Annotated in this window: 23 protein-coding genes; 13 read left to right on the top strand and 10 right to left on the bottom strand. The window is 59.9% G+C overall.

Going from position 1 to position 22,484, the window contains the following annotated elements; translation table 11 throughout:
* The 6 genes from WA845_RS05175 to WA845_RS05200 all read left to right on the top strand — a co-directional run bounded on the left by WA845_RS05175 (position 1) and on the right by WA845_RS05200 (position 6,233).
* The gene (locus WA845_RS05175; protein WP_034498671.1) at positions 1–1,014 is read left to right on the top strand and encodes an ABC transporter permease; all 1,014 of its coding nucleotides are present in this window, start codon (positions 1–3) and stop codon (positions 1,012–1,014) included.
* Positions 1,011–1,913 carry a nickel transporter permease gene (gene nikC / locus WA845_RS05180; protein ID WP_004443520.1) on the top strand — a complete coding sequence of 301 codons (903 nt, stop codon included), beginning with the start codon at positions 1,011–1,013 and terminating at the stop codon, positions 1,911–1,913. The genes WA845_RS05175 and nikC overlap by 4 nt, the downstream gene beginning before the upstream one ends.
* 3 nt (positions 1,914–1,916) lie before the next feature.
* Positions 1,917–2,747, top strand: a complete 831-nt coding sequence (locus WA845_RS05185; protein ID WP_004443518.1) for an ABC transporter ATP-binding protein — start codon at positions 1,917–1,919, stop codon at positions 2,745–2,747.
* Complete coding sequence (locus WA845_RS05190; RefSeq protein ID WP_022556864.1) at positions 2,744–3,484, top strand: ABC transporter ATP-binding protein; 741 nt, start codon at positions 2,744–2,746, stop codon at positions 3,482–3,484. Before WA845_RS05185 ends, WA845_RS05190 begins: the two co-directional genes overlap by 4 nt.
* A 213-nt stretch (positions 3,485–3,697) precedes the next feature.
* Positions 3,698–5,209: a serine hydrolase domain-containing protein gene (locus WA845_RS05195; RefSeq protein WP_337322219.1), complete on the top strand. Its 1,512-nt coding sequence runs from the start codon at positions 3,698–3,700 to the stop codon at positions 5,207–5,209.
* Between the two features lie 127 nt (positions 5,210–5,336).
* Positions 5,337–6,233, top strand: coding sequence for a LysR substrate-binding domain-containing protein (locus WA845_RS05200; protein WP_112556953.1), 897 nt, complete (start codon positions 5,337–5,339; stop codon positions 6,231–6,233).
* Between the two features lie 55 nt (positions 6,234–6,288).
* On the opposite strand, the gene WA845_RS05205 is transcribed toward WA845_RS05200, so the two are convergent.
* The 9 genes from WA845_RS05205 to WA845_RS05245 form a co-directional block, all read right to left on the bottom strand.
* Positions 6,289–7,155 (bottom strand): D-amino-acid transaminase, encoded by an 867-nt coding sequence (locus tag WA845_RS05205; protein WP_112765895.1) that lies wholly within the window; start codon positions 7,153–7,155, stop codon positions 6,289–6,291.
* Positions 7,156–7,175: 20 nt separating this feature from the next.
* Positions 7,176–8,234 carry a P1 family peptidase gene (locus tag WA845_RS05210; RefSeq protein WP_112556955.1) on the bottom strand — a complete coding sequence of 353 codons (1,059 nt, stop codon included), beginning with the start codon at positions 8,232–8,234 and terminating at the stop codon, positions 7,176–7,178.
* Between the two features lie 143 nt (positions 8,235–8,377).
* The gene (locus tag WA845_RS05215) at positions 8,378–9,337 is read right to left on the bottom strand and encodes a sugar kinase (RefSeq protein ID WP_112556957.1); all 960 of its coding nucleotides are present in this window, start codon (positions 9,335–9,337) and stop codon (positions 8,378–8,380) included.
* Between the two features lie 20 nt (positions 9,338–9,357).
* Positions 9,358–10,416: an ABC transporter ATP-binding protein gene (locus tag WA845_RS05220; protein ID WP_244455431.1), complete on the bottom strand. Its 1,059-nt coding sequence runs from the start codon at positions 10,414–10,416 to the stop codon at positions 9,358–9,360.
* A 32-nt stretch (positions 10,417–10,448) separates the two neighbouring features.
* Positions 10,449–11,270 carry a carbohydrate ABC transporter permease gene (locus WA845_RS05225; protein ID WP_169538611.1) on the bottom strand — a complete coding sequence of 274 codons (822 nt, stop codon included), beginning with the start codon at positions 11,268–11,270 and terminating at the stop codon, positions 10,449–10,451.
* A gap of 14 nt (positions 11,271–11,284) precedes the next feature.
* Positions 11,285–12,223 carry an ABC transporter permease subunit gene (locus WA845_RS05230; protein ID WP_112556959.1) on the bottom strand — a complete coding sequence of 313 codons (939 nt, stop codon included), beginning with the start codon at positions 12,221–12,223 and terminating at the stop codon, positions 11,285–11,287.
* Positions 12,223–13,551, bottom strand: coding sequence for an extracellular solute-binding protein (locus WA845_RS05235; protein ID WP_112556961.1), 1,329 nt, complete (start codon positions 13,549–13,551; stop codon positions 12,223–12,225). Before WA845_RS05235 ends, WA845_RS05230 begins: the two co-directional genes overlap by 1 nt.
* 100 nt (positions 13,552–13,651) lie before the next feature.
* On the bottom strand, positions 13,652–14,308 hold the full coding sequence (locus tag WA845_RS05240; protein ID WP_004443498.1) for a GntR family transcriptional regulator: 657 nt from the start codon (positions 14,306–14,308) through the stop codon (positions 13,652–13,654).
* Between the two features lie 20 nt (positions 14,309–14,328).
* Positions 14,329–15,213, bottom strand: coding sequence for a dihydrodipicolinate synthase family protein (locus WA845_RS05245; RefSeq protein WP_006697602.1), 885 nt, complete (start codon positions 15,211–15,213; stop codon positions 14,329–14,331).
* A 294-nt stretch (positions 15,214–15,507) separates the two neighbouring features.
* Between WA845_RS05245 and WA845_RS05250 the strand changes: the two genes are divergently transcribed.
* The 7 genes from WA845_RS05250 to rutF all read left to right on the top strand — a co-directional run bounded on the left by WA845_RS05250 (position 15,508) and on the right by rutF (position 20,786).
* The gene (locus WA845_RS05250) at positions 15,508–16,119 is read left to right on the top strand and encodes a biliverdin-producing heme oxygenase (protein WP_022556855.1); all 612 of its coding nucleotides are present in this window, start codon (positions 15,508–15,510) and stop codon (positions 16,117–16,119) included.
* Positions 16,120–16,580: 461 nt separating this feature from the next.
* On the top strand, positions 16,581–17,672 hold the full coding sequence (rutA, locus tag WA845_RS05255; protein ID WP_072494806.1) for a pyrimidine utilization protein A: 1,092 nt from the start codon (positions 16,581–16,583) through the stop codon (positions 17,670–17,672).
* Positions 17,669–18,409, top strand: a complete 741-nt coding sequence (gene rutB, locus WA845_RS05260; protein ID WP_072494805.1) for a pyrimidine utilization protein B — start codon at positions 17,669–17,671, stop codon at positions 18,407–18,409. The genes rutA and rutB overlap by 4 nt, the downstream gene beginning before the upstream one ends.
* 26 nt (positions 18,410–18,435) lie before the next feature.
* Positions 18,436–18,822, top strand: a complete 387-nt coding sequence (gene rutC / locus WA845_RS05265; protein WP_112556963.1) for a pyrimidine utilization protein C — start codon at positions 18,436–18,438, stop codon at positions 18,820–18,822.
* 13 nt (positions 18,823–18,835) lie between these two features.
* Positions 18,836–19,627 carry a pyrimidine utilization protein D gene (gene rutD, locus WA845_RS05270; RefSeq protein WP_162719313.1) on the top strand — a complete coding sequence of 264 codons (792 nt, stop codon included), beginning with the start codon at positions 18,836–18,838 and terminating at the stop codon, positions 19,625–19,627.
* Positions 19,628–19,644: 17 nt separating this feature from the next.
* Positions 19,645–20,235 carry a malonic semialdehyde reductase gene (locus WA845_RS05275; protein ID WP_006697604.1) on the top strand — a complete coding sequence of 197 codons (591 nt, stop codon included), beginning with the start codon at positions 19,645–19,647 and terminating at the stop codon, positions 20,233–20,235.
* Between the two features lie 26 nt (positions 20,236–20,261).
* On the top strand, positions 20,262–20,786 hold the full coding sequence (rutF, locus tag WA845_RS05280; protein WP_004443483.1) for an NADH-dependent FMN reductase RutF: 525 nt from the start codon (positions 20,262–20,264) through the stop codon (positions 20,784–20,786).
* A 246-nt stretch (positions 20,787–21,032) separates the two neighbouring features.
* Here rutF and WA845_RS05285 read toward each other — a convergent pair whose 3' ends face one another.
* Positions 21,033–22,478: an NAD(P)(+) transhydrogenase (Re/Si-specific) subunit beta gene (locus WA845_RS05285; RefSeq protein WP_077987245.1), complete on the bottom strand. Its 1,446-nt coding sequence runs from the start codon at positions 22,476–22,478 to the stop codon at positions 21,033–21,035.
* Positions 22,479–22,484: the final 6 nt, after the last annotated feature.

Here is a 22,484-nt window from a genome sequence, read left to right on the forward strand (position 1 = left end):
TTGAACAAGCGCGTTAAAAGCATATCGTCGATACTGAGCAGCGTCCTTCTGACGCTGTTCGGTTTGATGATCATCACCTTCATGATCGGGCGCGTCATGCCCGTCGATCCCGTCATCGCGGCGGTCGGCGACAATGCGCCCGAAGACGTCATCGTGCGGGTCCGGGCCGAAATGGGTCTCGACCAGCCGCTGGTCGTGCAGTTTTTCCATTATGTCACGCAGGTTCTGCATGGCGATTTCGGCAATTCGATCCTGACCCGCAATCCGGTCTGGATCGATATCAAGCGCGTTTTCCCCGCCACCTTCGAACTTGCCACCGCAGCGCTCATTCTTGCCGCGCTGATCGGCATTCCGCTTGGTGTCTGGGCCGCCGTCAAGCAGGGCAAGCTGACGGATCAGGTCATCCGCGTCGTCTGCCTTGCCGGCCACTCCGTGCCGGTCTTCATGCTGGCGCTTATTTCGCTGCTCGTCTTTTACGCCACGCTTGGCGTCGCACCGGGACCGGGCCGACAGGACATCATCTATGACGGCATGATCACGCAGGTTACCGGCCTGATGACGGTCGACACGCTGCTTGCGGGCGACTGGGACGCCTTTTACGACGCCATCGCCCATATGGTGCAGCCCGTCTGCATTCTCGCCTATTTCAGCATGGCCTATATCACCCGCATGACGCGCGCCTTCATGATAGATGCGTTGAAGGGCGAATATGTCATCACCGCCCGCGCCAAGGGGCTTTCTGCCATGACCGTGATCTGGGGACACGCCTTCCCGACGGTCGCCGTGCAGCTCGTCACGGTTCTCGCGCTCACCTATGCCGGCCTTCTCGAAGGCGCCGTGGTGACGGAAACCGTCTTCAGCTGGCCGGGTCTTGGTCAATACCTCACCGTCTCGCTCATGAACGCGGACATGAACCCCGTCGTCGGAGCCACCCTGTTGATCGGCTTCATCTATGTCGCCCTCAACCTGCTCGCAGACGTGCTTTACAGAGTTATGGATCCTCGCGTTCGATGATGTTAGCTAATTTCAGAAACTGGGCGCTGGATGAGACGCCGCATTCGCGAACACAGGCTGCTTGGGGCAACCGGTATCGCATCTGGCTCAACCTCAAGTCCAATCCGCTGGCGGTGGTCGGTCTAACGATCATCGTCCTCTTCATCGCGCTGTCGCTGCTGGCGCCGCTGCTTGCGCCCTACGATCCGGCGACGCAGAACCTCGGCAACCGCCTGGCGTTCCCGAGCGCCGAGCACTGGTTCGGCACGGATGAGCTTGGTCGCGACATTCTCTCGCGTATTCTCTACGGTGGTCGCGTCACGCTTGGCATGGTCATTGCCGTCGTCGTTCTCGTCGCCCCCATCGGTCTCGCCATCGGCTGCATCGCCGGTTATTTCGGCGGCATCGTCGATACGGTGCTGATGCGCGTGACGGACGTGTTTCTAGCGTTTCCGCGGCTCATCCTTGCGCTTGCCTTTGTCGCGGCGCTAAAACCGGGCGTCGAGAGCGCCATTCTCGCCATCGCGCTCACCGCCTGGCCGCCTTATGCGCGTCTGGCGCGCGCTGAAACCATGACGGTTCGCGGCAGCGACTTCGTCGCGGCCTATCGCCTGACCGGCGCTTCCGCCTGGCGCATCATCGCCCGGCATATCGCACCGCTCTGCGTGCCGAGCCTTATCGTTCGCATCACGCTCGACATGAGCTCCATCATCATCACCGCCGCCAGCCTCGGCTTCCTCGGCATGGGCGCGCAGCCGCCTTCGCCGGAATGGGGCGCGATGATTGCGACAGCCAAGCGCTTCATCTTCGAACAATGGTGGGTCGCCACCATTCCCGGTATCGCCATCTTCCTCGTTTCGCTCGCCTTCAACTTCCTCGGCGATGGCCTGCGCGACGTTCTCGACCCGAAGGGACATTGAGCCATGCTGGTCGAAATCGAAAATCTGAAGATCGCCTTCCAGACCCGCACCAGCCGTTTCGAGGCGGTGCGTGGTGTCTCCATGAAACTCGGAACCGAAAAACTCGGCATCGTCGGCGAATCCGGTTCCGGCAAGAGCCTGACGGCCCGTGCGCTGATGAAGCTCCTGCCCTCCAATGCCGATATCCGCGCAGACAAGCTCGCTTTTGACGGCATCGACGTGCTGTCCGCCAGCGAAAGGCAGATGCGCCAGATCCGCGGCAAGCGGGCCGGCTTCATCCTGCAGGACCCGAAATATTCGCTGAACCCGGTGAAGACTATTGGTGCGCAGGTAGCCGAAGCATGGCGCACCCATAAGGGCGGCAGCAAGCGAGCCGCCATGGAAGCGGCAATCGCGCTGCTCGATCAGGTGAAAATCCGCAATCCGCGTCAGGTCGCCTCGTCCTATGCGCATGAGGTTTCAGGCGGTATGGGCCAGCGCGTGATGATCGCCATGATGCTCGCCCCCGATCCGGAGCTGCTGATTGCCGACGAACCGACCAGCGCACTCGACGCCACCGTGCAGGCGGAAATCCTGCGGCTGATCGAGGAGCTGGTGTCGGAGCGGGGCATGGGTCTTATCCTCATCAGCCATGACCTGCCGCTCGTTTCGCATTTCTGCGATCGTGTTGCGGTGATGTATTCCGGCCGGGTGATGGAGGAGCTGAAGGCTTCCGAGCTTCTGAAAGCCCAGCATCCTTATACGCAGGGACTTTTGAACTGCATTCCCTCGCTGACGCATCCGCGCGAGCGTCTTCCCGTTCTCAACCGTGATGCAGCGTGGTCCAGCCAATGATCGACGTCGAAAACCTCCGTATCAAGTTCGGCGACCGCGAAGTGGTTAAGGGCGTCTCCTTTTCGGTGGAAAAGGGCGGCAGCTTCGGCATCGTCGGTGAAAGCGGCTCGGGCAAGTCCACCATCCTGCGCGCCATGGCCGGCCTCAATGAAAGCTGGGAAGGGCGTATCGCCTTTGCCGGCAAGGATGCCCCTCTGCGTCGTACGCCGGAATTCTTCCGGCAGGTGCAGATGGTGTTTCAGGACCCCTACGGGTCGCTGCATCCGCGCCAGACCATCGACCGTATCCTCAGCGAACTGCCGCTGGTGCACGGCATGGACAATATCGAAAAGCGCATCCAGCAGGCGCTCTCGGATGTGGCGCTGCCGCAGGCGGTGCGGTTCCGTTTTCCGCATCAGCTTTCCGGCGGCCAGCGTCAGCGCGTGGCGATTGCCCGCGCCTTGATCGCCGATCCGCAGGTGCTGCTGCTTGATGAGCCGACTTCAGCGCTCGATGTGTCGGTGCAGGCGGAAATCCTGAACCTGTTGCAGGACCTGCGCGCGGCGCGCAACCTCACCTATATTCTCGTCAGCCACAATCTGGCTGTCATTGCGCATCTTTGCCCGCAGGTGGGCGTGATGTTGAATGGGGAGATGGTGGAGCAGCTGAGCGCGGGTGATCTACGCGAGGGACGGACGAAACATCCGCATACGGAAGAGCTGCGTAGCCTGAGCATCCGGCTGGAAGAGCCGGCCTGAGTCCACGCGACCATGGATCGAGCGGGTGCCGCTCGCTTCTTCTCCCCGCCGGGGAGAAGTCCGCGGCAGCGGGATGAGGGGGCCAGCTCTCCGCATATCGCTGGCGTCGCCCCCTCATCCATCCCTTCGGGCCACCTTCTCCCCGGCGGGGAGAAGAAACAAGCGGCGGTGCCGAGGCTTTTCTGTAAAGACGACGAGATAAGAGACCAAACCATGCCACAGCAACTCGACTGGAACGCCGCGTCAGCCCATTCAGAGACCTTCGTCTCGCAATGGACAGGCTCCGAGCCGGGCGGAGCAGTGATCGGCTTCGATCTCGACGGTATTCGTTTTGCCCATGCCGGCGGCGTCGAGAGCCTTTCGACCTTTGCGCCCTTCACGCCGCAGAGCGTGGTGCGGTATGCCTCAGTCACCAAGCATGTCTTTTGCGCCATGGTGCTGGCCCATGCGGATCTGATCGGGCTCGACGATCCGCTCGGCAAACATCTGCCGGAGCTGCAATCGCCGCTGCGCGACGTCACGGTCGGGCAGGCGCTCGATATGAGCGGCGGTCTGCCGGATACGCGCGAGTGTCTCTCGTTGCTTGGCCTTTCCGTCTATACCGAAACAAAGGCTGGCCCGCTTCTCGAATACCTGTCCCGGCTGACCCGGCTGAATTTCGATGCCGGCAGCGAAGTTTCCTATTCCAATACCGGTTACCGTCTGGTGGAAGCGGCGCTGGAGCGCCATGGTTTCCGTTTTGACGATTTCGTGCAGCAGCATATTGCCGCGCCGTTCGACGTGTTTCTGAAAGCGCCTGACGTCTGGAACGATCCGGTCAACGGCCTGGTGCCGGGTTACTGGAAGTCCGAAGAGAACTGGCAGCTTTCCGCCGCTGGCTTGCATATCTCCGCATCCGGCAGCCTTGCAGGCAGTGCGGAAGCACTCACCCGCTGGCTTCAGGGGCTGATGCGGGGCGAGGGCAGCTTTGCGGGTGTTCTCGACGGGCTTTCGGCTGAGCGGCCGCTCGCTGACGGGAGGATGAGCGAATATGGCCTCGGTCTGCGCTGGTCGCATTTGGGCGGCCGCCGGTTTGTCGGCCACGGCGGTTCTCATCCCGGCTACAAAACTTACTTCCTGCTCGATCCCGAAAACGGCACGGGATTCGTCGTGGTGTCCAATCGCGAGGATACCAACGGTTTCAAGATCGCGCTTGAAAGCATGGCGGCTTTGACCGGCCTGCCTTTGCCCAAGCCGGCCGCCAGCCTGCCGGAAGGCCTCTATGTCACCGAAAGCGGTCCGTGGTGGCTGGAAATCAAAGGCAGCATATCCACCTTCATCGATGGCGACGACACGCTCTATGAAGATGTCGATGGCTGGGTTTCTTCCCGCTCCGCATCTTCTCCGATGCGTCTCAGGTTAAATGGCGATGCCATTGCCGGCGAGGCCGGTCATGCCACCCGCCGTTTCCTGCCTGTCGAAGAGCATACGGTGCCGGATGATCTCTCGGGAACGTGGCGTTCGGATGAGGGGGCGGAATTTTCGATCGGCGGTTCATCGCTGACAATGGGCATCGGCCCGACCCGCCGCAGCATGCCGCTTAAGGCGCTTGGCAATGGCCGTTTTCTCTTTACGCTCACCGATGGGCCCTGGACGAAGCGTGTCTGCCTCAACCGGCTCAGCAACGACCGGATCGAACTCGTGTCCAGCCGAGCGCGGATGATCGAATATCATCGCAGCCGTTAGGCCGTCCGGCCGACCGGCGATTTGGCCGCAGCCTTGCAGCTTACAAGAGGGTTTCATTCACGCCTCATTGCACCTAATAAAGACGCTTCTGAATAACCGGAAAGATTTTTTGTTGGGAGTGTGAGCCGTGGAAGTCAAATGGCTCGAGGATTTCCTGGCGCTGGCCGGAACGCTCAATTTTTCGAAGGCCGCCGATGAACGGCATGTGACGCAGTCCGCCTTCAGCCGGCGCATCAAGCAGCTGGAGGCCTGGGTGGGCGCGACGCTTGTCGACCGCGCATCCTATCCGTCGCGGCTGACCGAGGCCGGGGTCAAGTTCGTTCCGGTGGCGCAGGAGACGCTGAAGCAGCTTTACCATGCGCGGCGCACCCTGTTGCAGGAAGAAGGGGCCGATGCCAGAACTGTTCGTCTGACGGCGCTGCATACTTTATCCTTCACCTTCTTTCCGGATTGGCTGAAACGTGTGAACGAGAAGGCCGGGCCGCTGTTTTCGGTTCTGCGGCCCGATTCCGGCAGCATGGAGGAAAACCTCAATTCACTGGTGGACGGGCAAAGCGATTTCCTTCTGACCTATGCCCATCCCGAAGTGCCGATGTTGCTCGATGCGCAGCTTTTCGAATTCCGCGTGCTGGGCGCGGAAAAGATCATTCCCGTTTCAGCGCCCGCAAAAGACGGTTCACCGCTGCACGCGCTTCAGCAAGGTGCGAAAAAACCCTTTGCCTATCTGGATTATGAAAAAGCGTCGTTCTTCGGGCCTTTGCTTCGCGATCTTCTGAGCGCGCGGCTGCCGCAATTCGAGCGGGTGCATGAGGGCAGCATGTCGGTGGGGCTGAAGGCCATGGCGATGGCCGGCTGGGGTGTGGCCTGGGTACCGGAAAGCCTGATGCGGCACGAGCTTGATAGCGGTGCTCTGGTGCGGGCTGCAGACCCGACCTACGATATCGCGGTCGATATCAGGCTCTATCGCTCCAAGGAGAACCGCCGGCCCGTTGTCGAGCGCATCTGGGCGGTTCTCGAAGACTAGAGCATTTCCGGCCGCGGTTCTCCGACCGGAAATGCGATAAACAAAACGCGTTCGATCAGATCGCCGTGCGGCGTGCGTTTTCGAGGTAGAGCGCGCGCAGGCGGCTTACCATCGGTCCGGGCTTTCCGTTGCCTACCGGCTTGCCGTCGATCTTCGTGACCGAAACCACGAAGTTGGAGGCGCTGGTCAGGCAGGCTTCATCGGCATTCAGCGCCTCTTCCAGCGTGAAGGGGCGTTCCTCCAGCGTGAAGCCTGCTTCCTTTGCCAGTTGCAGGGCGGCGAGGCGGGTGCAGCCGGGCAGGGTCTTGTTGCTGTTGCCGCGGGTGATGATCTTCTTATCGGCGGTGACGATATAGGCGGTGGAGGACGCGCCTTCAGTGACGAAACCGTTCTCGATCATCCACGCCTCGTCACAGCCTTCGGCCTTCGCGATGCGCTTTGCCATGACCTGCGGAAGCAGGCAGACGGTCTTGATGTCGCGACGTTCCCAGCGCTGGTCGGGAACCGACTTGACGGCGATCCCGACCTCTTCGACCGGAGTGCCGATCAGCTTCTTCGCCTGGGTGAACATGACCAGCGTCGGCTTCAGATCGGCAGAGAACAGGAAGTTGCGATCTTCCGCACCACGCGTCAGCTGCAGATAGATCATGCCTTCGACGAGATTGTTGTCGGCGATCAGGCGGCGTTCGGCCTCGACGATCTCCGCGGTCGTGACCGGCAGGGCCACGTCGATTTCGCGGGCGCTGCGCTCCAGCCGGGCCATATGCAGGTCGCTGTCGATCAGTTTGCCTTCCAGAACGGAGGTGACCTCGTAGATGCCGTCGCCAAACAGGAATCCTCGGTCGAAGATGGAAAGGCGGGCGTCCGCTTCGGGCAGGAACTCGCCGTTGACGTAAACGATGCGACCGGATGGGCTAGTCATGAAAACTCCGTCTGGAAAAGTCAGGCTGAAAGAAGGGTTTTGAGGGTGTCGATGGAAATGGCTTCGACCGTGGAGGCTTTGCCGGTGCCGGCATTGAAGCCGGTTGTCGTTTCTGCTGCGCAGAGCGAATTGAGGATCGCTTCCTCCGTCGCCTCTATCGTGGCTTCGAAGAGCGGCGAGATCGCGTCGTTGGAAAGCTCGGGGTAGTCCGTAACGGCCTTGCGGCGCGCAGGCGTGCGGCGCAGGCGCTGATCGGTGGAAAATGCCAGCGCATAATCACCGGAGCCATTGCTGAGTGCCGCACCCGTGCGGGCAAGTCCGCCGAAGCTTCTGGCCGCCAAGCGCTTCAGATTGCGGGAAGAGAGCGGCGCGTCGGTGGCAACAATGATGACGATGGAGCCATCCTTGTCCTGGTGATCAGGGCTGACATAGGGTTTGCCGCAGACCAGCAGATGGCCGCCATAGTTGGATTGTACGAGAACGCCGATGGTGTAAGCATCACCGGCAATGGTGACGATGCGGGAGGCGGTGCCGATGCCGCCCTTCATGCCGAAGGCGACCGTGCCGGTTCCTGCGCCCACCCCGCCCTCTGCGATGGGGCCGATGGTCGCATTTTTCAACGCGGACGAGATTTCCTCGACGGTCGGCCGGCCGGCGCGGATGTCGTTCAGGCGGGAATCGTTGGTCTCGCCGACGACGGCATTGATCGAGACGACTTTTTCATTCCCCGGCTGCGCCAGCGTATGGCGGTTGATCGCCTCGATGGCACGACCGGTTGCCAGCGTATTGGTGAGGATAACTGGCGTTTCGAGTTCGCCCAATTCCTCAATCTGGGTTGAGCCTGCAAATTTGCCGAAGCCGTTATAAACGGCGAAGGCGGCGGGCACCTTGTCCTGAAACAGGTTGCCGTCATGCGGCAGGATCGCGGTTGCGCCGGTGCGTATTCTGTCTCCTTCGATGACGGTCGAATGGCCAACGGCCACCCCTTCGACATCGGTGATGGCGTTGAGCCGGCCGGTTTCGAAATGGCCGGGCCGGAAACCGATATCGCGCAGTCTCGGGCGGGTCGTCTGATGCATCGGGCGATCACTTTTGCGGAATTCGGGCTGAGGTCGAGGCGAGCGCATCTTGCGAAAAGCTTTGCTCTGACTTGACGTTAGCCTAGTTCGCCGGGAAACGGCATCGCAAAAATGGAATAGTTTTATGCGGGCAATGGATGCCCTCAGGAGGCGCGCAACGCGGGTTCGCCATCACGCTCCAGCCAGTGCCGCATTGCGTCTTCCGTCTCTTCGCGCGTCGGTGCGCCGGCACGGCCGCCGAAGACTGTGCATTTGAGCGCGGCAGCAACGGAGGAGAGCCGGATGGCGGCGCGGCTTTCCATGCGCTCAGCCATTGCGAGCGCAAACGTGCCGTGGAAAACATCGCCCGCCGCCAGTGTGTCGACTGCTTCGATGGACATCGTCTCCTGAAAATGCACCGTGGGATCATCGGGCTCGGTCCACCAGCAACCGGCTGGTCCGGCGGTAACGGCGATGAAGGTCTCAGGGTAGCGAGCATGCAGCACCGGCAGCATGTCTTTCACCGTTTCAAGCCCCGTCAGCCGGGCAGCTGCGGGTTCGGAAAAGACGATATGGCTCGCGGCTGGCGCAAGCTTCTCAAGGATTTCGACGGGTGCAACGTCTCCATCGAGAATCGCGGGTTTGCCAAGCGTGCGCGCCACCGTGAGCACATCAAGCGCCAGTTCCGGCCAGCGCACATCCACCAGAACGGCGTCGAAAGGCGCGATGTCTTGCGGCGTGCACGACCGCTTCTTCTCGTGCAGCCGGTGATCGTAGAACGGCACGATCAGCCGCTCTCCCCTGTTATCGATGATGATCGTTGACAGGGCCGAGCGTGCGCCGGTCGCGACCGTCATACCGCTCGTGTTGATGCCGCTTTCGCTAAGATCGCGCAGGATACGGCTTCCGGTCTCATCGTCGCCCACCGCTCCCCACAGGCTGGCGCGGCCGCCCATGCGATGCACGGCATAGGCAGCGCTGGAAGCCATGCCTTCGGCGATCTGCAGCATTTCATAGGGCAGGACCTTGCCTTCACCCTTTGGCATGTCGTGAACGCGAAACAGGGTGTCGAGCACGGCTGCCCCCACGCAGAGGACATGCTTGCCACCCTGATTGTCTGCCATGCTGCTCACTCCTGCCGTGTTCAAAGACGCTTACCGGTGTCCCTGTCGAACAGATGCACCGTTGCCGGATCGATGGCAATGTGGATCATATCGCCGAAGCGGACATTGAGGCGTTCGCGGAACAGGCAGGCGATGTCGTCGCCCTTGCAATCGAGTTTGGCATAGATTTCCGAGCCGGTGCCTTCAACCAGTTCGACGCGGCCTTCGATGCCGGTCTCGGCCGCGCGGATATGTTCGGGCCGCACGCCGTAGACGAGGTCGCGGCCGCCGAGCTTGCCGATATCGGCATGGGAGGGCAGCGGCAGGCTGAGACCCTTGGCAGTGCGGAAGACGCCTTCCTCAACGCGGCCGCGAATGAAGTTCATGGCGGGCGAGCCGATGAAGCCGGCAACGAAGAGATTGGCGGGATTGTCGTAAAGTTCGAGCGGCGCGCCGATCTGCTCGATGACGCCATCATGCAGCACCACGATCTTGTCGGCCATCGTCATGGCCTCTACCTGGTCATGGGTGACGTATATGGTAGTAGTGCCGATGCGCTGATGCATGGCCTTGATCTCGCCGCGCATCTGCACGCGCAGCTTGGCATCGAGATTGGAAAGCGGTTCATCGAACAGGAAGACCTGCGGGTCTCGCACCAGCGCGCGGCCCATGGCGACACGCTGGCGCTGGCCGCCGGAGAGCTGGCGCGGATAACGGTCGAGCAGTTTTTCCAGGCCCAGAATGGCGGCCGCCCGGTCCACCTTGGCCTTGGTTTCCTCGGCACTCACCTTCTTCAGTTTCAGCGCAAAGCCCATATTGTCCTTGACCGTCATGTGTGGATAAAGCGCGTAGTTCTGGAAGACCATGGCGATATCGCGGTCGCGGGCGGGCAGGTGGCTGACCTCGCGCGGGCCGATATGGATTTCGCCATCGCTCAGCTCTTCGAGCCCGGCGATCATACGCAGCAGTGTGGATTTGCCGCAGCCGGAAGGGCCGACGAGCACGACGAATTCGCCATCCTTGATGTCGATATCGATGCCGTGGATGACGTTGACGGAGCCGAAGCGCTTCTGGACGTTTTGGATATTGACCGGTGCCATGTGCGGGTTCCCGTATTTATTTGTTTGATGGTTCAGCCGCCCTTGACGGCGCCGGCGGTCAGGCCCGCCACGATCTGTTTCTGTGCGAACATGGTGAGCAGCAGCACTGGCAGCGTCACAATCAACGCGGCTGCAGCCAGCGGACCCCAGCTCACCTGTTCGAAGGACAGCATGTTGTAGACCGCGACCGGCAGGGTGCGGGTTTCACGGCTGGCCAGCACGATGCCGAAGACGAAGTTGTTCCACGAGAAGATGACCGCGAGGATGAAGGAGACGACGATTCCGGGCTTGGCGATCGGTAGCGCCACGAGGCGAAACACCTGCCAGGAGGATGCGCCATCAATGCTTGCGGCCTCTTCCAGCTCTTTCGGCGTCGTCTCGAAATAACCGATCATGATCCAGACGACGATCGGCACCGTCACGACAAGATGGATGATGATCTGCGGCCAGAGCGTGCCCAAGAGGTTCAGCCATTGGAACAGCAGGAACAGCGGAATGAGGAAAGAAAGGCCGGGCGTCATGCGGGCGATCATGATAACGACGGCGGATTTTTCCGCCTTCAGCCGCGCGATGCCGTAACCGGCGGGAACGCCGATGACGAGCGCCAGAATGGTGGCCGCCCCTGTCACGAGAACCGAGTTCCAGAAATAGAGGAAGAAATTGTTCTCTTCGAACACCTTCACATAGTTCGACCAGGCGAAGCGTTCGGGAATGAGGATCGGCGGATAGGCGCCGTTGTCGATTTCATATTTCAGCGACAGCGAGATCATCCAGATGAAGAACAGGATAACAGGCGAAATCATCACCAGCGCCACGAAGAACAGGCCGAGCCGGTCGAGATTTCTGCGTTTCAGGATTTTTGCGGACATCAGCGATCCTCCATCTCGTTCCATTGCGAGCGCTGGCGCACCATCAGAAGCACGAAGGAAAGCGCCACGATGATGATGAAGAAGACGACGGCCATGGCCGAGCCGTAACCGATGTCGTAATAAGCAAACGCCGTATTGTAGAGGTAGATGTTGATGGTTTCGGAGGCCGTGCCGGGTCCGCCCTGGGTCATCGCATAGATGATGTCGAAGCTCTTGACGGCATCGATGGAGCGGATGATGACGGCGATCATCAGGAACGGCGCGATCATCGGCATGGTGAGATAACGGAACTTCTGCCAGGCATTGGCGCCGTCGATTTCCGCACTTTCATAGGGTTCGCGCGGAACAGCCGCCAACCCACCGAGCACGATCAGCATGACGAGCGGCGTCCATTGCCAGGTTTCCACAAGGACCAGCGACGGAATGACCGTTGACTGATTGTAGATCCATTCCAGCGGGCCGATGTGGATGAAGGACAGGAGATAGTTCAGGACGCCGAGCTGCGGATGAAACATCATCGTCCAGACCAGCGCGATGGCGACCGGGGTCGCCATCATCGGCATCACGAAAACGCCGCGCAGAAAACCGCGCAACGGAAACTGCGCATCGAAAACCAGCGCCGCCAATGTTCCGAGGAAGAGCGGAGCGACAACCGACAGCACGGTATAAACGAGCGTATGCCAGAGCGATTCCCAGAACCTGGCGTCGCTTGCGAGCCTTACGTAGTTCTCGAACCCGATGAAGCTCTGCTCCTGCCCGAGCGTCCAGCGATGCGCGCTCATCCAGAGCGTGAAGACCCATGGAAAAACGATGACAGCCGAAATGACGACCAGTGCCGGTATGACGAAAGGCCAGTAGTTGGGAGCAAGCCTTGCCGGCCCGCTCCCTTCTTTGCGACTGGCGCCTGTCTTGGTGTTTTCGATGCTCACGGAGGCCATTATCCCTCGCTACGCGCCAGAACGGGTGTGAACTGTTCCGTTGCCTTCTTGAGTTCCGCCGCCGGGTCGGCACCGCCGATCATGTTGGTGAGGCCGACGCCGTAGATGTCGCGGAACTCCGTCACCGGAATGATAACGGGAAGGGCAAGCTGCGAGACCTTGCCGGAACCGACAACGGCATCCAGCCAGGCGGCCGGCATCTTGACGCCCTCGCGGACCTTCTGGTCTTCGAGGATGGACTGGCGGAACGGGACACCTGCACCTGCCTGCAAAAGGCGAGCGCCCATTTCATGCGAAATCGCCCACTGGCAGAAGAGGTAAGCGGCTTCCTTCTTGCTGCTGGCTTCGACGACACCGAGGCCATCACCGAATGTGCCAGCGGCCTGCGCTGCCGGGCCCTTCGGCATGACGCCATAACCAACCTTGCCGACGACACGGGATTTTTCCGGGTTCTCGATCGGCGGCGCAAAACCGACGCCATCGAACCACATGCCGATCTTGCCCTGCAGGAAGGCCGATTGCGCTTCCGCCCAGTTGAAGCCGGAGACGCCGGGAGGAGCGGCTTTGGTCATCAGGCGCTGATAAAGCTTTGCCGCTTCAACCGCCTCCTTGGATTCGGTGTTGACCTTGCCATCCACGATCGGCTGTGCGCCGTAGCCGAGCATCAGCGAGGTCCAGACCGGTGTATTGGCGTTCTTGAGGCCACGCGCCACGAAACCATAGGTGTTGGTGGAGGGATCGGTGATTTTTTCCGCGGCCGTTACCAGCTCCTCGAAAGTTTCGGGGTATTTCAGGCCCTTGGCTTCGAAGAGCTCCTTGTTCCAGTAGACGATCCAGTAATCCACCGAGAAGGGCAGCGAGCGCAGCACGCCGTCGCTATCCTTGGCAAACAGCATGCCGGCCTCGGCAAAGTCCTTTTCGACCAACGACGGATCGGTGAGTGACGGGTCTTTCAGGAAGCCGCTGATATCAGCCAGCCACTTGCCCTTTTCGAACTGGCGCTTCTGGACGTGATAGCTCAGATGCACAACGTCGAAGCTCGGCTTGCCGGAGGAAAGTTCGATAACCACCTTCTGGCGCTGCTGCTGTTCCGGTGTCGCTTCGGCATTGACCTTGATGCCGGTCAGCTCTTCGAACTCGCCGAGATATTTGATCAGCGTTTCGCTGCGCGGGCTTTTGACGAGATTGACTTCAAGGGTAGTGCCCGCGTGTTTCTTCCAGTTCACCGCCGCCGATGCCGGGCGAATGCCGAGCACCGCGCTGCCGCCAAGCGCCGCCGTGCCTGCCAGAAAGGCGCGGCGCGTGGGGTTGAGCAATGAATGCGTCATGTCTGTTCTCCTCCAGTTAGCCGGAAATTCTCCTCACCCCGGCTTGTTGCTTATTCCCTGTAAGGCCGGCGCAGACCCTCTTTGTCCCGCCGGATTTGCCCTAAACCGCCAGCGCCCTGTCCCTTGCGTTGCGGATATGGGCGGTCAGCCGTTCCACGGCGTCTTCCACGGATCGTCTCTCGATGGCTTCGAGAATGGCGAGATGTTCCTTCATGACCGACTTCACATGGCCGGCGATGCGAAAGCGCTCCTGATTGATGAGGCGCATCTTGATGGAATTGACCCGGTAGGCATTCGAGATGATCGAATTGCCGAGCGCATCGATGAAGGCATCGTGCATGCCCCAGTCCACCTGCTGCGCGTGCTGCTCAAGTTCCGGCGATTCCCCGCCATTTTCGGCCGCTTCGGCGATATCGCGATGCTGTTTCAACAGTTTCGCAATAGCTGCGTCTGAGGCAGAACGGGTAAACAGCGCCACGGCCTCCTTTTCGAGGAAGATACGGAACTGGAATGCTTCGCGGATGAGATTGATGTCGATATGGGCAACCTGTAATCCCCGCTGCGGCACGGTCTTGATCAGCCCTTCCGCCTCCAGCCGCGGAATTGCCTCCCGGATCGCGCCGAGGGGTAGACCTGTCAGTTCCACAAGGCGGCGCTGCGAGATGAATTGCCCCGGGCGAACATCACGCGAGAGAAGGTGATGCGTAAAGCTTTCATACGCCCGTTCCCGCAATGTCTGTTCGCCGGTATCGTCCATGCTCAACCTTTCAGCTCCGTTCAGGCGGCCTGCCTGCGAAACAGCGCGTCGAAAGCGCCTTCGATCTGCCGCCGATCCTCAGGTGAAATCGCCACCAGCGGTGCACGCACATCCGACCAGATATTTTCCCCTGTCGTGTGTGATACCAGCACCTTGACGGCTGGTGTAACCGGGAATTTCAGAAGTTCCACAACAAGATCCTCGACGCGCTTGTCATCCTTGCCGTCGACGGCCATGGCGCGCACTTCCTGTGTGAGGAAATTGGCTACGCCCGATATCGCACCCTGACCGCCGAGGCGAACACCCTTGGCCAAGTCGCGCTCGTCGCCGATCAGGATGGCGAGATCGCCGTGCTCTTTCAGCAGGCGCTCGGTGTGGCTCCAGTTGCCGGAGGAATCCTTCACGCCCGTGACGACGCCGGGAAATGCCTTTTTCAACCTTCCGACCAGTTCCACGGACAAGGTGACCATGGTTACGGAAGGAATATTGTAGACGAGAATGTCGCGCGCATCCTTGCCGATTTTTTCGAACACCGCCGAGAACCAGGCAAACAGGCCGTCATCGCTGACATTTTTGAAATAGGAGGGGGGCGCGAGCAGAATATTGCGGGCGCCGGCTTTCAGCGCTTCAGCCGACTGGTCGGCCGCGTCCTCGATGGAATCCACCAGAACGCCAGTGACCAGACGGGCAGGCGCAACACCCGCCTCGATGAAGCGTGAGAGAATGACCTGCCGCTCGCGGCTGCCGACCGAGCATCCTTCGCCTGTCGTGCCGAAGAGTGTCACGCTGTCGCAGCCATTGGACAGGCAACGGCGGGCATGGGCGATCATGGCATCGATATCGACCGTTCCGTCCGTTTTGAAAGGGGTTGTCAGGGCTGCCGAAAGGCCGAATTTCTGGGTCAATTAAGATGCTCCTCCAAGGTGACTACGAATTGATGGCATGCTGACATGTTAGTTGTAAAGAGCTAATTGCAATATGATTGTCCGGAAGTGCGATTTGAGGTTTCTCTTCGTTTCAGGCCGCGCCGTCAGGTGTTGAGACGAAAGGTCAAGCAAGTTTAGAGTAGGCTGCCCTGCCAGGGAGATGGCGGCCCCATGCTCTTTTCAAGGCGTGTCGATAGTGCGAAAATAAATTTGACTGTTGGAGTAAAGATTTTTATCAGGCAGTCTGAATATAGGGATAAAGGGACCATCATCATGACCATCGCCGAGCCGGCAGCGCCTGTAGCAGAGATCGAGCAGAGCCGCGTCAAGCGCCTGAAAGCTGCAACGCGCGGTGCGCATGGCGATCTGGATGCCTTCATCATGGCGGCGAAGCCGTTCGAGAGCCGGGAGAACTTCGGCAAATTCGTGGAAACGCAATATCTCTTCCATCGCGATCTCGATGCCTTTTTCTCCAACCACACGCTTGATGGTCTGCTCCCCGACCTCAAGGGCCGTCGTCGTCTTCCCATGATCGAGCAGGACCTTGCCGATCTCGGTCTTGCCATTCCGGAAACGTCCGAACCACGCTTTACCGCCGAAACGCCCTTCGATCTGCCGGAGGCCATGGGCTGGCTTTACGTGGTTGAGGGCTCCAATCTTGGCGCTGCCTTCCTGCTGAAGGATGCAGCCAAGCTCGGTCTGAATGAAGAATTCGGCGCGCGCCATCTGGCCGGCGCACCGGAAGGACGCGGCCTGCACTGGCGCACCTTTACTGCGGCCCTCGATGAAATTTCGCTGACGGTGGAAGAAGAGGAGCGTGTTGTTGCCGGCGCGGAAGAGGCGTTTCGGGCGGTCCATGCTTATGCGCAGCAGCGGATGGGCTGAGGGTTTCGCATAACTGCGCGGTTGTTGTCCTCATCGCGCAGAAATGCCCCCTCGCGCGTGCGCATTTGATTCAGTCTTAACTCCCTACCGCCGTCACCCCGGACTTGATCCGGGGTCAGGAGCGATCAAGTCCTTGATCGCGAAAGATTCCATTCACGGCGCAGACGCGCCGTGTCTGGGTGCCGGATCGGGTCCGGCACGACGGAGGAGAGCCTTCGGATTTCTTAAATCGGTCTGCGACTGTGGTAAGGGCCACTCGCCTTTGATGTGCCGCTCTCAATATTTGCTGAATAAACAGGCAAATATTTTTACCAAATGATAAAAAATTTGCCTTTCGGTCAAAGCTCGATCTGTCCCGAAATTTTATCCATTTGATAAAATTATTTTATTTGGTCTGGCACAGAACCTGCTACTCTTTTGGCAAGTCAGGAGACACCTGACGCAAAAAAGGGAACAGCAAAATGGAAGTTGGTGTTTTTATCCCGATCGGGAACAATGGGTGGCTTCTTTCCGAAAACGCGCCGCAATACAAGCCGAGCTTCGACCTGAACAAGGCGATCACGCTCAAGGCGGAGCAATATGGTTTCGACTTTGCGCTGTCGATGATCAAGCTGCGCGGCTTTGGCGGAAAGACCGAATTCTGGGATTACAATCTGGAATCCTTCACGCTGATGGCGGGGCTGGCCGCCGTCACGTCAAAGATCAAGCTGTTCGGCACCGCCGCCACGCTGGTCATGCCGCCGGCGATCGTTGCGCGAATGGCGACGACGATCGATTCCATTTCCGGTGGCCGTTTCGGCATCAACCTCATTACCGGCTGGCAGCGGCCGGAATATAGCCAGATGGGTCTTTGGCCGGGCGATGATTATTTCGGTGATCGTTACGAATATCTCGGTGAATATACGACTGTGCTGAAAGAGCTGCTGACGGAAGGTCAGTCGGACTACAAGGGCAAGTTCTTCCAGATGGATGATTGCCGCATGAAGCCGGTGCCGCAGGGTGATGTGAAGCTCATCTGCGCCGGTTCGTCCAATTCCGGCATGGCATTTTCGGCCAAGTTCGCCGATTACAGCTTCTGCTTTGGCGTTGGTGTCAACACACCCAAGGCCTTTGCGCCCACCAATGAGCGGCTTCTGGCGGCAACGGAAAAGAGCGGCCGCGAGGTTAAGTCCGTGGTGCTGACCATGGTGCTAGCCGAGGAAAAATCCGAGGATGCCTGGGCGAAGTGGGAGCATTACAAGGCTGGTGCCGACGAGGACGCGATCAAATGGCTTGGCCTTCAGAGCGCCGTCGATACCAAATCCGGCTCCGACACCAATGTCCGGCATATGTCCAACCCCGTCTCTGCGGTCAATATCAACATGGGAACGTTGATCGGCTCCTATGAGGAAGTGGCGGCCATGCTGGATGAAATGAGCGAGGTGCCGGGAACGGGGGGCGTGATGCTGACCTTCGATGATTTCCTCGAAGGGGTCGAAAAATTCGGCAAATACGTGCAGCCGCTGATGAAGAGCCGCGCGCATGTTCAAGCGGCACTGGAGGCAGCGGAATGAGCGAAGCCGTCATGGCAGGTTACAAGGGCCCGAAGAGCCGTTCGGAAAGTGTCACGCTTCCCGCAAGGCCGGAGCCGATTACCCTGAAACCCAGCGAGACCGCCGTTGTCGTGGTCGACATGCAGAACGCCTATTCGACCGAGGGCGGTTATGTCGATCTGGCCGGTTTCGACATCTCAGGCGCAAAGGGCACCATCGCCAACATCAAGAAGACGCTGGATGCGGCGCGGGCCGCCGGTGTCCAGGTCATCTATTTCCAGAATGGCTGGGACAAGGACTATGTCGAGGCGGGCGGGCCGGGTTCGCCCAACTGGCACAAGTCCAATGCGCTGAAGACCATGCGCAAAAGGCCGGAACTGCAGGGCCAGCTGCTGGCCAAGGGCACATGGGACTACGCCATTGTCGATGAGCTGCAACCGCAGCCCGGCGATATTCTGGTGCCGAAAACGCGTTACAGCGGTTTCTTCAACACCAATATGGACAGCGTGTTGCGCGCCCGCGGCATCCGCAATCTGGTCTTTGTCGGCATCGCCACCAATGTCTGCGTGGAAAGCTCGCTGCGCGATGCCTTCCACCTCGAATATTTCGGGGTGATGCTGGAGGATGCCACCCATCATCTCGGTCCGGACTTTATTCAGCAGGCGACGGTCTACAATGTCGAGAAGTTTTTCGGCTGGGTTGCCACCGTCAATGATTTCTGCGGCGTGATTTCGCAGGCAGCCCCCGTCACCGATTGATTGAGAACCACAAAGAGGAGAACGAAATGCCGAAAACGATCATCGTGCCCGTTGGCACCAGCAAACCCATCGCTCCCTTTTCGCCGGGAACCCTCGCCGATGGCGTGGTTTACGTGTCCGGCACGCTGCCCTTCGACAAGGACAACAATGTCGTGCATGTGGGCGATGCCAGCGCGCAGACCCGCCATGTTCTCGAAACCATCAAGTCGGTCATCGAGACCGCCGGCGGCACGATGGAAGACGTGACGATGAACCACATCTTCATCACCGACTGGGCGAATTATCAGGCCGTCAACACAGTCTATGCGGAATATTTCCCCGGCGACAAGCCGGCGCGTTATTGCATCCAGTGCGGCCTCGTCAAGCCCGATGCGCTGGTGGAAATCGCCACCGTCGCCCATATCGGCAAATAGGGCGAAAAGGCAGATGATGCATTTCGAGGTTCATGGTCGCACCGAGCCTGAGGCCCCCACTATCCTATTGTCCTCGGGACTGGGCGGATCGGGTGCTTACTGGACGCCGCAGATCGAGGCTCTTTCCGGCCATTTCCGGGTCGTCGCCTATGACCATCGCGGAACAGGCAGGACAGGCGGCAAGGTGCCGGAAGATGGCGGCATATCGGCGATGGCGGATGATGTGCTGGAAATTGTCTCAGCCCTGAACCTCGAAAAATTCCACTTCATGGGACATGCCCTCGGTGGCCTGATCGGCCTTGATATCGCGCTGCGGCGGCCCGGCCTTGTCGACCGGCTGGTGCTTATCAACGCGTGGAGCAAGGCCGATCCGCATTCCGGACGCTGCTTTGATGTGCGGATCGAGCTTCTGGAAAAGTCGGGCGTCGAGGCTTTTGTCAAAGCGCAGCCGCTGTTCCTTTATCCGGCGGCGTGGATGTCTGAAAATCAGGAGCGGCTGGCACGCGACGATGCCCATGGCGTGGCGCATTTTCAGGGCAAGGACAATGTGCTCCGCCGCATTGCGGCGCTGCGGGCCTTCGATGTGGACGCACGGCTTGGCGAGATAGGCAATCCGGTGCTGGTGGTGGCAACGAAGGACGATCTTCTGGTGCCCTATACCCGCTCGTTGCGTCTTGTCGACGGTTTGCCGCAAAGCGAGCTTTGCCTTCTCGATTTCGGGGCTCACGCGGTCAACATTACCGAACCCGACATTTTCAACGCCCGGCTTTTGCAGTTTCTGCTGCCGGTTGACCAAACATTCTGACAGGATTTTAGAGCACGATGACGAAAGCACTGGATGATGCAGCACTCGCAACGCTTTTCACCGAAGCACGCACCCACAATGGCTGGACGGACAAGCCGATCAGTGACGAGACGCTGCACGCGCTTTACGACCTGACGAAGATGGGACCGACTTCGGCCAATTGCTCGCCGGCACGTTTCGTCTTCGTGCGCAGCCCGGAAGCCAAGGAAAAGCTTCGGCCGGCACTCTCCTCGGGCAATCTCGAAAAGACCATGGCCGCGCCGGTCACCGTCATCGCTGCCATCGACAGCGAATTTTACGAGAAACTGCCGGAACTGTTTCCGCACGCCGATGCGCGTTCGTGGTTTACCTCCAGCCCTGCCGTGGCCGAAGAAACTGCCTTTCGCAACGCCACGCTTCAGGCCGGATATCTGATCCTTGCCGCCCGCGCGCTGGGGCTGGATACCGGGGCCATGTCTGGATTCGACAAGGGCAAGGTGGATGCGGCGTTTTTTGCCGGCACGACGTGGAAATCCAATTTCCTGATCAATCTCGGTTATGGCGATCCGTCAAAGCTCTTTGGCCGCCTGCCGCGCCTTGGCTTTGACGACGCCTGTGTGCTGGCTTGAGGGCCTGTTAAGGAAGGATGAGTTAGATGCAGATGATGTCTCTTGAAAAGGAAGCGGCAATGGAGACGAAGACTGCAGAGCAACGCAGCCTCGATTATAGAAACGCCATGGCGCGGCTCGGTGCGGCGGTCAATATCGTCACGACGGATGGCGCCGCAGGCCGGGCAGGCTTCGCCGCGACGGCGGTTTGCAGCGTTTCCGACAATCCGCCCACACTTCTCATCTGCCTCAACCGCAATTCTTCCGCTTACAGGGTGGTGAAGGCCAATGGTGTGGTCTGCGTCAACACGCTCGCCGCCCATCATGAGGTGCTGAGCACGCTTTTCGGTGGCAAGACGCCTGCTGAGGAACGTTTCGCTGCGGGCAACTGGGGCGTGCTCGAAACCGGTGCGCCGGTTCTCGAAGATGCGCTCGTCTCATTCGATTGCCGTATCCGCGAGGCCCATGACGGCGGCACGCACGATATTCTCATCTGCGAGGTCGTGGATATGAAGATCAATGCGGGTGATGAGGCGCTGATGTATTTCAACCGGCGTTACCGGGTGCTTTGAAGGCGGTCTATCGACAACATCCCGCGGGACGATTCTGTTTGGCGCGGCCATAGCATCCGCACACCGTCACCCCGGACTTGATCCGGGGTCCAGCGCGATCAAGTCCTCGATCGCGTAAGACTCTTTTCACGGCGCAGACGCGCCATGGCTGGATGCCGGATCAAGTCCGGCATGACGGACGAAACCTATCGTCGTTTCTCAGAAAGTCGAAGGGCGTTCCCGGTCTCCCGGAAACGCCCTTCTCATTTACTTGATCAACGGCAGAAGGTCGTTGATCGACTTTTTCGCATCGCCATAGAACATCCGCGTATTGTCCTTGTAGAACAGCGGATTCTCGATGCCGGAATAGCCCGTGCCCTGGCCGCGCTTGGAGACAATGACGAGTTTCGACTTCCACACTTCCAGAACCGGCATGCCCGCGATGGGCGAGTTGGGGTCGTCCTGCGCTGCCGGGTTGACGATGTCGTTGGAGCCGATGACGATGACGACGTCGGTGCTTGGGAAATCGTCGTTGATCTCGTCCATTTCGAGCACGATGTCGTAAGGCACCTTCGCTTCGGCGAGCAGCACGTTCATGTGGCCCGGAAGACGGCCAGCCACCGGATGGATGGCGAAGCGCACGGTCTTGCCGTCGGCGCGCAGCTTGCGGGTCAGTTCCGATACGGCCGATTGCGCCTGCGCCACCGCCATGCCGTAACCGGGCACGATGATGACGCTGTCGGCATCGTTCAGCGCTGCGGCCACGCCTTCGGCGTCGATCGCGACCTGTTCGCCCTCGATTTCCATCGCCGGGCCCGTCGTGCCGCCGAAGCCGCCGAGGATGACCGAGATGAAGGAGCGGTTCATCGCCTTGCACATGATGTAGGAGAGAATCGCACCCGAGGAGCCGACCAGCGCGCCCGTGACGATCAGCAGATCGTTGCCGAGCGTGAAGCCGATGGCTGCTGCCGCCCAGCCGGAATAGCTGTTCAACATCGAGACGACGACAGGCATGTCGGCGCCGCCAATGCCCATGATCAGGTGGTAACCGATGAAGAAGGCGGCAAGTGTCATCAGGACGAGCGTCCATGCGCCTGCGCCGTTGCAATACATGATGAGCAACACCAGCGACAGGATCGCAGCACCGGCGTTCAGCAGATGCCCGCCCGGCAGCTTCTTCGCCTTGCCATCCACCTTGCCGGCAAGCTTGCCGAAGGCAACGACAGAGCCGGTGAAGGTCACCGCGCCGATGAAGACGCCGAGGAAGACCTCGACCTTCATGATCGCCAGTTCCACCGGCGTCTTGTGGGCGAGGATGGCGGAAAAGCCCGTCAGCAAGGAACGCGCGTTTTCATCGAGCGAGGCGACATGCGCTTCCTCGATATGGGCGTTGAAGCCGATAAAGACAGCGGCAAGGCCAACGAAGGAGTGAAGCGCCGCCACAAGCTGCGGCATCTCGGTCATCTGTACACGGCTTGCGACGAAGTAACCGAGGACGGAGCCGCCCGCCAGCATCAGGAGCACGACGAGCCACTGCCCGACGCCCTTGCTGATTTCAGGGCCGAAGACGGTGGCGATGATGGCGAGGCCCATGCCTGTTATGCCGTACCAGACGGCACGTTTGGCGCTTTCCTGTCCGGAAAGACCGCCGAGCGAGAGGATGAAAAGAACGGCTGCGGCAACATAGGCCGCGGAAACAATACCAATGGTCATTTATTT

Origin of the sequence: Agrobacterium sp. CMT1, from assembly GCF_037203725.1 — a bacterium.
Classification (GTDB): Bacteria; Pseudomonadota; Alphaproteobacteria; order Rhizobiales; family Rhizobiaceae; genus Agrobacterium; species Agrobacterium pusense.

What these genes read in the sequence shown, in the direction of transcription:
- nikC (WP_004443520.1), top strand. Translation starts at nt 1,011, where the DNA reads ATGATGTTAGCTAATTTCAGAAACTGGGCGCTGGATGAGACGCCGCAT.
- WA845_RS05185 (WP_004443518.1), top strand. Translation starts at nt 1,917, where the DNA reads ATGCTGGTCGAAATCGAAAATCTGAAGATCGCCTTCCAGACCCGCACC.
- WA845_RS05190 (WP_022556864.1), top strand. Translation starts at nt 2,744, where the DNA reads ATGATCGACGTCGAAAACCTCCGTATCAAGTTCGGCGACCGCGAAGTG.
- WA845_RS05195 (WP_337322219.1), top strand. Translation starts at nt 3,698, where the DNA reads ATGCCACAGCAACTCGACTGGAACGCCGCGTCAGCCCATTCAGAGACC.
- WA845_RS05205 (WP_112765895.1), bottom strand. Translation starts at nt 7,155, where the DNA reads ATGACTAGCCCATCCGGTCGCATCGTTTACGTCAACGGCGAGTTCCTG.
- WA845_RS05210 (WP_112556955.1), bottom strand. Translation starts at nt 8,234, where the DNA reads ATGCATCAGACGACCCGCCCGAGACTGCGCGATATCGGTTTCCGGCCC.
- WA845_RS05215 (WP_112556957.1), bottom strand. Translation starts at nt 9,337, where the DNA reads ATGGCAGACAATCAGGGTGGCAAGCATGTCCTCTGCGTGGGGGCAGCC.
- WA845_RS05220 (WP_244455431.1), bottom strand. Translation starts at nt 10,416, where the DNA reads ATGGCACCGGTCAATATCCAAAACGTCCAGAAGCGCTTCGGCTCCGTC.
- WA845_RS05230 (WP_112556959.1), bottom strand. Translation starts at nt 12,223, where the DNA reads ATGGCCTCCGTGAGCATCGAAAACACCAAGACAGGCGCCAGTCGCAAA.
- WA845_RS05235 (WP_112556961.1), bottom strand. Translation starts at nt 13,551, where the DNA reads ATGACGCATTCATTGCTCAACCCCACGCGCCGCGCCTTTCTGGCAGGC.
- WA845_RS05240 (WP_004443498.1), bottom strand. Translation starts at nt 14,308, where the DNA reads ATGGACGATACCGGCGAACAGACATTGCGGGAACGGGCGTATGAAAGC.
- WA845_RS05250 (WP_022556855.1), top strand. Translation starts at nt 15,508, where the DNA reads ATGACCATCGCCGAGCCGGCAGCGCCTGTAGCAGAGATCGAGCAGAGC.
- rutA (WP_072494806.1), top strand. Translation starts at nt 16,581, where the DNA reads ATGGAAGTTGGTGTTTTTATCCCGATCGGGAACAATGGGTGGCTTCTT.
- rutB (WP_072494805.1), top strand. Translation starts at nt 17,669, where the DNA reads ATGAGCGAAGCCGTCATGGCAGGTTACAAGGGCCCGAAGAGCCGTTCG.
- rutC (WP_112556963.1), top strand. Translation starts at nt 18,436, where the DNA reads ATGCCGAAAACGATCATCGTGCCCGTTGGCACCAGCAAACCCATCGCT.
- rutD (WP_162719313.1), top strand. Translation starts at nt 18,836, where the DNA reads ATGATGCATTTCGAGGTTCATGGTCGCACCGAGCCTGAGGCCCCCACT.
- WA845_RS05275 (WP_006697604.1), top strand. Translation starts at nt 19,645, where the DNA reads ATGACGAAAGCACTGGATGATGCAGCACTCGCAACGCTTTTCACCGAA.
- rutF (WP_004443483.1), top strand. Translation starts at nt 20,262, where the DNA reads ATGCAGATGATGTCTCTTGAAAAGGAAGCGGCAATGGAGACGAAGACT.
- WA845_RS05285 (WP_077987245.1), bottom strand. Translation starts at nt 22,478, where the DNA reads ATGACCATTGGTATTGTTTCCGCGGCCTATGTTGCCGCAGCCGTTCTT.